General features: G+C 47.9%; 7 protein-coding genes. All 7 read right to left on the reverse strand.

Annotation, left to right across the window (positions count from 1 at the left end):
• Positions 1-130: 130 nt before the first annotated feature.
• Positions 131-643, reverse strand: a complete 513-nt coding sequence (locus AB5026_RS07695; RefSeq protein ID WP_059086952.1) for a shikimate kinase — start codon at positions 641-643, stop codon at positions 131-133.
• Positions 644-708: 65 nt separating this feature from the next.
• On the reverse strand, positions 709-1,398 hold the full coding sequence (locus AB5026_RS07700; RefSeq protein WP_368213073.1) for a flavin reductase family protein: 690 nt from the start codon (positions 1,396-1,398) through the stop codon (positions 709-711).
• Positions 1,399-1,411: 13 nt separating this feature from the next.
• Positions 1,412-3,082, reverse strand: coding sequence for a putative manganese-dependent inorganic diphosphatase (locus tag AB5026_RS07705; protein WP_044961512.1), 1,671 nt, complete (start codon positions 3,080-3,082; stop codon positions 1,412-1,414).
• 29 nt (positions 3,083-3,111) lie between these two features.
• On the reverse strand, positions 3,112-4,014 hold the full coding sequence (locus tag AB5026_RS07710; RefSeq protein ID WP_022426933.1) for a 30S ribosomal protein S1: 903 nt from the start codon (positions 4,012-4,014) through the stop codon (positions 3,112-3,114).
• Positions 4,015-4,960: 946 nt separating this feature from the next.
• On the reverse strand, positions 4,961-5,428 hold the full coding sequence (locus tag AB5026_RS07715) for a DUF1002 domain-containing protein (protein ID WP_015526559.1): 468 nt from the start codon (positions 5,426-5,428) through the stop codon (positions 4,961-4,963).
• 425 nt (positions 5,429-5,853) lie between these two features.
• Positions 5,854-6,729, reverse strand: coding sequence for a 16S rRNA (adenine(1518)-N(6)/adenine(1519)-N(6))-dimethyltransferase RsmA (gene rsmA / locus AB5026_RS07720; protein ID WP_015526558.1), 876 nt, complete (start codon positions 6,727-6,729; stop codon positions 5,854-5,856).
• A 27-nt stretch (positions 6,730-6,756) separates the two neighbouring features.
• On the reverse strand, positions 6,757-8,820 hold a 2,064-nt coding region (locus AB5026_RS07725; RefSeq protein ID WP_368213075.1), incomplete at its 5' end, for a hypothetical protein.

An 8,820-nucleotide genomic window follows, 5' to 3' on the forward strand; every position in this document is an offset into this window, starting at 1 on the left:
CCGCAATACCGTTTTTTAGGTCAGTTGTATATTATAACACATATTTCAGATTTGTAAACAATTTATGACGAAAACCTGTCACAACCCATGACCCGAAACACTCCAGCAAACCGTTTCCACAAGCCAACAGTTACGCCTTATCTCCCCTGTTCTTCAGTGCCTCAAGCACAACCTGGAGACTCCCCTCCAGATCCTTATCCTCTTCATCCACCACAATATCCGCATATTTCTCATACAAAGGAACACGCTCATCATAAAGACTCGCCAGCGTCTGCCCCTCCTTGAGCACAACACCACGCCCCTTAAGATTACCAAGACGCCTGGAAAGAAGCTCCAGCGAGATCTTAAGATACACCACAACACCCTCAGACTTCAGATGCTGCATAGCCTCATCGCAGTAAACCACACTTCCACCGGTAGCGATCACCGTATTCTCCACCTGGATCGAAGCATTCACACGATTCTCGATTGCCTTGAAGCCCTCCGTACCCTCATCCTCGATGATCTTACTCAAAGTCCTCTTCTCCGCCTTCTGGATCAGAAGATCTGAGTCAATAAACTGGTACCCAAGTACCTTCGCAAGTACGACACCGATGCTGCTCTTCCCCGCACCAGGCATCCCTATCAGTGTAATATTATTCATACTGTATCCTTTCATTTTAGCATAACAGCTGCCAAACCTCAACAAACGTTACGGCTCCGCAGAACCTACCGTTTCTCTCTCCCTGGCTTTCCTGACCTCTTCAACTTCCCCGCCATCTCTGCCATCTCTGCTTCCCTGTCTGCTTCCCTGTCTGATTTCTTATCCAACTTCTTCTGCATCTGCTTCTTCTGCTGCTTCTTCTTTACGCTGTAGCCGAAGGTTCCCACCTTCCGGCCACCCGCCAGATACTCCCCATGGGAATAAACCAGAAGACCCGCATCATTAAGACGAAACCTGTTGTTTTTATCCATATAAGCTTCATCCGCATGGACCGCAAGCACATCAGCAAGAAACATATCATGAGACCCCAGCTCCTTCACCTCACGCACCCTGCACTCGATCGAAACCGGAGCCTCCCCGATCATCGGTGCAGAAACAAACTGCGCTTTCTCTTTCGTAAGGTTCAGCTTCCGAAACTTGTCCACATCACGTCCCGAACGGACCCCGCAGAAATCCGTTGCAAACGCCAGCTTCTCCGTTGTCAGATTTATCACAAATTCACCCGTTTTCCGGATCATATCATAGGAATAACGGGAAGGTCGGACAGAAATATAAGCCATCGCCGGATTGGTACACACCGTCCCCGTCCACGCAACCGTTATGATATTATCGTTACCCTCACCATCGGTAACACTCACCATTACAGCCGGTAGAGGATAGATCATATTCCCCGGCTTCCATAACTGTTTCGCCATTTTCCGTCACCTCTTATGCATAATCGCTGTTCATCAGCTGAGCAGCCTCCATCATAGCCGGGATCAGCTGCTTCTTTCTGGAAACCACACCCGGCAGACTGAAGGTATCTCCATCCGGTTTCCGCTCAAAAGCGATCTCCGCCATCTGCTGGCTTCCCTCCCCGTAAAACAGAAGCTCTGTAGACTCCTCCAGGATATTCGTCAGCATAAAATAAACTCTCGTGATATCATGACGACCACACTCACTCACCATAAACGGCATCAGCTTCTCCTTGATCTCCTTAAGCTCCTCGCTGTCCATGGAACTGATCTGACCCACACCAAAGGAAACATTACCCTCACCGATAAACTTCTTGTAATCCTGATAAAAAATCTCCTCCGGAGACTTATCCTTCAGATTACTTCCCGCAGAAAACATCTCTCGGGCAAACTCCTCGATCTTGATCCCCGCGATCAGCGCAAGAGCACTGGCAGCGATCTTATCCGTCTGCGTACAGGTCGGTGAACGGAACATCAATGTATCCGAAATAATAGCCGCACAGAGAAGCCCCGCGATCTTTTCCGGGATCTCCAGTCTCTGCTCTCCGTAGATCTCATAAAGGATCGTCCCCGTACATCCCACCGGCTCATTACGAAAAGCAACCGGCGTCATAGTCTGCAAGGTACCCAGCTTATGATGATCGATGATCTCAAGGATCTCCGCCTTCTCGATATTATCAACAGCCTGATCCACCTCATTATGATCCACAAGAACCACTTTCTTTTTATGCATATCCAGAAAATTACGTCTGGAGATCGTACCGATACACTTACCATGAGGATTGATCACCGGAAACGCCCTGTGACGGTTTTTGATCATAACATCCTGGATATCATCCGTAAAATCCTCGGTATTAAACGTAACCATGTTATCCCGCTTCATAACAAAGCTGACCGGAATACTCTGGTTGATCAGACGCGCAATATTAAACGTATCATACGGAGACCGGATGATCACGATATTCTTCTCATGAGCAAGCTTTATAACCTTCTCGGAAACCACGATATTCAGCCCCACGATGATACAGCTGACATTCTGGCTGATCGCCTGAAGATGATCCTCCTCACGGTCACCCATGATGATCATATCATCCTCCTCAACGTAGCCCTCCAGCATCTTCGGGTTGGCAGTACCGACAAGCACACGCCCCTTCACAAAATATCCGTGTCCGTTACCTTCCACCACTTCACCGCCAACAGTCTCGGCAATTCTCTGATACTGCGTCCTCGCATTGGAAAGAAGATAACTGTCTGTAGTATCCATATAGGTCTTTGCGATATCACCAATCGTCACAAGCCCCTCCAGACACCCATCCTTATCACGGATCGGAAGAGAAACGATCCCGTTCTCCTGCATCAGATCCCAGGTATTCTTCAGCGACATATTCTTATCCGCCTGCGGACTGGTCCGGATATCCATATCCTTGACCTGCGTACCGATATTTCCCAGATAAGCCGGCGGCTGTACGCCAAAACGGTTCAGCACATACCTGGTCTCCTCATTGATCTGCCCCGCTCTCTTCGGGATATATTTTTTATTCTGCGTAGTTCTGTTCTTAATATCCGCATAAGCAATAGCCGAACAGATGGAATCCGTATCCGGATTCTTATGTCCGATTACAAATATTCTCTCCGGTTTTTTCATACACATCCATCCTTTTTCATCCAAAATAATCATAATTTAATATTTGCAAACAAAGCACCCAGGGAAGTAGTAGCCTCTTCCCCCGACTCCGGAAGCTCAAAAGACTCCTCCTCAACCTCCTTAGCCATCAGATCCGATGCCTCTTTAATACTCAGGCTCAGCTTACCATCCTTGATCGCGATAACCTTCACCTTAACCTTATCCCCAACACTCAAAACCTCAGAAGGCTTCCGTATCCTCTTCTCACAGATCTGAGAAATATGCACCAGCCCAGAAACCCCGTTCCCAAGCTCCACAAAAGCACCATACGGCTGCAAACTCTCAACCGTACCCTCCGTCACAAAACCAACCTGGATATTGGAAATCTTATTCCGTTTCTCCACTTCAGCCCTCTCACGAAGAATCTCCCTCGCCGAAAGCACCAGCCTCTTCTTCGCCTTATCAACCTCGATCACCCGCACCTGGATCGGCTTATTCAGAAACACCTCAGTATCCTCAACAAACTCCAAAGCAAGCCTCGACGCCGGAATAAAACCACGGACACCCTCAACATAAGCAATGGCACCCCCGTTAACGATCCCCTTCACAACAACATCCAGCACCTCACCCGAATCCTGAAGCTCCTTCAGCCTGTCCCAGGCAAGCACATCCGCAGCATCCGCTCTGGAAAGAAGAATATTCCCCTGACCATCATCCCTGCGAAGAACCATCGCCTGAACCTCATCCCCCGGCTGAACAGCCTCTTTAATATTAAACCCCGGCACCCGGGAAAACTCCTCCACCGGAATAAAACCCTCAGCATAAAACTTAAGGTCAAGAACAACCCCCGACTCATCCACACTCACAACAGTCCCTGAGATAATATCACCCTCATCGATCCTCTTAAAAGAAGCCTCCAGCTCCCTCTCAAAATCCTTCATAGACTCCGCCATATCCAGACCTCCCATTCAAACAAAAAACAAACCACCGCCGCCCCCAAAACAGCCGACAGCACTATAATCCTAATCATTATAGCATGCACACCCCACCCGCGCTATATTTTTTGCACTGGAAATTTCTTAACCCCTTTATTTCTCTCCAACACACAGGACGGACTCAAATCAGCCCATTTATCACAACCTTGATGCTTTCTTTATTTCTCTCCAAGATGCTTTCTTTGTTTCTCTCCAGCGCACAGGACGGACTGCCGGAGGGGCGGCTGCATGGTCGGGACCCGGTGCGTCGGAGTAAGCCGCTGGTCATACTTAGCGCCTGAGGCTTCTGACGGGAAGGTACTCTGCGGCCACAAGCCGCAGAGTAAGCCCCATCTGTCTGAGCCAGGTACGCATCAGCGTACATGGCGAGTTATGGGGCGCCCTGCACGGCAGAAGACTCAGACGCTTAGTATGACCCGGCGAAACGACCGCACCAGGCACGACCATGCAGCCGCCCCTCCGGCAGTCCGTCCGTCCCTCCCTCCATCCCCCCGCACCCACAAAAAAAGAGCCCAAAAAAGGCCCAAAAACGAGGAGTGCCCCGGTAGTGGCTTACCGGGGCGATTATTATGAAAAAAATTGTATGTGTAATGATACAGATACACACCATTACAGCGTCTTTCGTAACGTTCTTTCGAACTATCCCTATACTACCAGACAAATATGAACAAACAATGAACATCTCGTAAACAATTAGCGCATTTGCACAATTTTTTCCAAAACGCCCTCCCCCAATTTATAAAAACACCACATTCACAAACAAAACCAAAACCCTAAACATTGTACATATTGTACATCTCAACCAAACAAACCAACAACAACCCCAACAAAAGAGCCACAACCCTCACCCTCTAACTCAAACTCCATCTAAAACATCATCAAAAACACCAGCCATCACAAACCATCACCGCCGTGAAAGCATCCCCTTAATAAACTCAATCGCCTTCTCAAAAATATTCTTCACATCAGACTTCGTAACACCCATATCCTTCAAAGTACTATAAGCATCACTCACATACCCCTTGATCTGATCATCACTCATCTCGATTCCACGGAACTTACTGATAATATTAACCAGCGAACTCTTATCATCCTCATTAAGACTCACCCCAAAATGATCCGCAGCCTCATCGATTCCCTGAGAAATCTCATCATCCGTGATCTGGTTAGAATCAAAAAGCCCCTTCACATAAACAATGATATCCCCAACCTTATCCGGATCAGAAGCAAGAGACCCAACCTCATTATCCTTCAGGATCTCCTCCGCCTGACTCATAACAGAACCGGAATCAGACGCCATAACCATCATCGGAGATGTACATGAAATAACACCCGCAATAACCAAAGCTGTAACCTTGTTCAATCTTCTCATAATATTCAACCTCCATACGGGCACCAGCCCTTATTAAAAATTGCCTTTTACTATTTTTAACTATCTTTTACTGCCTTTTTATTACCTCATCATTACCTTTTCGACGCCCCTCAGTATACCACACACCCCCACCCCTCTGTAAACCTCAATTTTCCCCATTCCCACCCACACCATTCAGACTTTATGTATATCATCAAAAATATATTCACAATATTTTCATATTTTAAACAAACTTTCCTAACATCTTATCAGTAAAATAAAAAATGTAAATTTTTCATTACTTACTTATGTCTGACGCTTCAGACATAACCTCCTTTCTATAACAAATATATAGGTCCGGACAGGAAACCTCTCCAACATTCCCGTCCGGAAACGCAAAAAGAACCCGGAACAGCTGCCCGGGCTCTTTTTGCGTTTATCATATATTAATTTTTCTCATCATAAATACAGTTGGCAAGCATCGCAAACTGCTCCAGTGTCAGCGCCTCACCCCTGATATTCAGCGGAAGATCACACCTGTTGAACACATCCTCGATCTCCTCCTTACTCAGGGAAAAATCTCCGGAATTTCTGATCCCGTTCACAAGCGTCTTTCTCCTCTGGTTAAAAGATGCACGGATCAGACGGAACATAAGCCCCTCATCCTTCACATCCACCGGCGGCTTCTCATAACGCGTCAGCTTGATCACCGCACTTCCAACCTTCGGCCGCGGCATAAAACAGTTCGGCGGTACATTCGCAACGATCTCCGGCTTCGCATAATACTGCACAGCCAGGGAAAGCGCACCGTAATCCTTGGTACCGGGACCAACCTGCATACGGTCTGCAACCTCCTTCTGCACCATGACAGTGATCGAATCCACAGGAACATTCTTCTCAAAAAGCCCCATGATGATCGGAGTCGTAATGTAATACGGCAGATTCGCAACCACCTTCACAGGCTTACCGCCGTTTTTCTCATCTGCGATCTTTTTGATATCCGTTTTCAGGATATCGTTATTGATCACGGAAACATTATCCCAGTCCTTCAACGTATCCTTAAGGATCGGGATCAGCGAACTGTCGATCTCCACAGCAGCCACCTCTCTGGCAGCCTCCGCAAGATACTGGGTCATAGTTCCGATACCCGGACCGATCTCCAGTATAAAATCATCCTTCGTGATACCCGAAGACTCAATGATCTTTTCCAGAACATGCTCGTCGATCAGAAAATTCTGACCAAACCTTTTCTGGAAAACAAAATGATACTTTTGAAGGACTTCAATGGTATATTTCGGGTTACCAAGATAAGGTCTGGCCATATTTTTTACCTCTGCTTTTTCTTATTTTCAGCTGAAATCCTTTTCAAAAAGTACCGTGTAGCCATCACGGTCCACACGCTTCTTGGAACGCTTGAACAATCCGCTCTGAGCTCTCTCCATAGCCTTATCCAGCATGGTCTTCACAGTACCGATGCACATCGGCTGATCCTCCTTCTGGTTGATCCCGATCAGATTATACAGAGCAAGCATGCCCATCTGGTCGATACGGAATCCATTCTCCATGGTATAGACCTTAGCGAAATTAACAAGTTCATCGTTTGTAAATACAGGAATGTTGATCATGGATGTAAACTTCTTCGCAAGCTTCGGATATCTCGCGATCAGCTTACGCATACCGATCTTTTCATCCTCCAGGATCACGATCATTCCCTTTGTGTTTCCGGTCATAGCTTCCTCAAGCTCATCTGCTGTTTCCTGGGAAAGCTGGTTTGCATCCTCGATAACAAGGAAACCGCCGGCAAGCTTGGATACGATCTCCGGAATATCCTTTCCGTTGAGATCATCCGCAAATATATAGGCAACCTTGGAAGCCTCGATATTCAGCTCTTTACAGATTGCCGGGATCAGACTTGAGATCAGTCTCGTCTTACCTGTTTCTCTGCCGCCCATAACGATCACATTTCCGGTCTGGGAGGTCTTGTCTGCTGCGCCCATCTGCACATCGCAGAGTACATCAAGCAGCTGTTCCTTCATTCCGGGAACTGTAACAAAATAGGTGAAAAGCTGTTTTTCTTCCTCTGTGAGCTCTTTCTTTCTGGAAACGATCTTTGTAGGATCCTTTTCCGGATGGATCGTAGCGATAAATTTCTCAAGCTGCTCTTCCTCGCTGAGCTCCTCTTCCTCATCGTCCTCTTCCATGGCTTCATCAGAATCATCACCGATGAGACTGCTGATAAAGTCATCCTCGTCATCCTCTTCCTGGAATTCAAAGGCGTCATCACTGTATTCTTCTTCCTCATCAAGAAGATTTTCCTCTTCCGCTGAAGCCACCGGTTCCTCATGATGAAGCTTCGCTGAAGGCTCTGCTGCCGCCTTCTGCACCTGCTCCTCAGATTCCAGTGAAGGAATCTCCGGAAGCACATCATCTTCTTCCACCGGCTTCTGTACTCCTGACGGACCATTCAGAAACTCTGCTTCTGCAGCCTGAAGATCCTCCTCAGTAACCGGCTCCTCATCTTCATCAAATACGATATCCGGAAGTCTGGTATCGGAAGTCTCCGTTACCTCTTCCTCCTGCTGAGCGGAGATCTGCGCCATGATATCCTCGATGTCTGCCGCATCCGGCTCCTCCGGAACAAATTCATCAGCCGCAATATCCAGATCCTCAATACCTGCCGGCTCTTCCGTTACGTCGGACTGCTGGACATCCGGAGATTTCTCTTCCTCCGGGATATCGATTCCCTGCTGTGTAGCTGCTGCCAGAATAGTATCCTCCAGGTTGAAGTCCTTATCTTTATCCTTCCCGGACCTGTCACCTACAGATGCCGCAATATCCTCGATATTTCCGAAAATTCCGGACGCATCCGGGATCTCCGCGGAACTGCTTGCATTCTCCGGGTCCACATTGATCATGGACTTCGGGATCTTCAGCTCCGGCATACGGATCGTTGCGGAAAAATCAGGCTTGCCTTCCTCATTGAGCGGAACCCCTGCAGCCTTCTCCTCACTTTCCTCATTTCCAGCAGCCTTCTCCTTCATGATCTCTGCAACACTCTGGGACAAAGACATCTCTGTAGCTTTCTCAGCCTCAGCTTCTTCCGCTTCCTGATAAGTCTCTTCTTCCTCTTTATCCTGCTGTTCCTGAGCCTGCAGCTTCATACTTCCGGATGACAGGTTCTCAACACCGGATGCCAGCGGGATCTCATCCGCTTCCTGTCCGGAAAACTCTTCCTGCTCTTCAGAAGGCTCATCCGAAGCTTCCTCACTTCCTTCTGCTGCTTCGATCTCCTCAGAATCTGTAAACTCCTCTGACGGTTCTGCTGCCGCAGCAGTCTCAGCCTCCGGCGCTTCCGTCTGTTCCGTCACATCCTCAGAGCCTGTGGAAACCTCATCCTGCTCTTCATCCTGCGC

The sequence above is a fragment of the Blautia sp. RTP21359st1_E11_RTP21359_211015 genome, from assembly GCF_040910705.1.
Taxonomy (GTDB): Bacteria; Bacillota; Clostridia; order Lachnospirales; family Lachnospiraceae; genus Blautia_A; species Blautia_A fusiformis.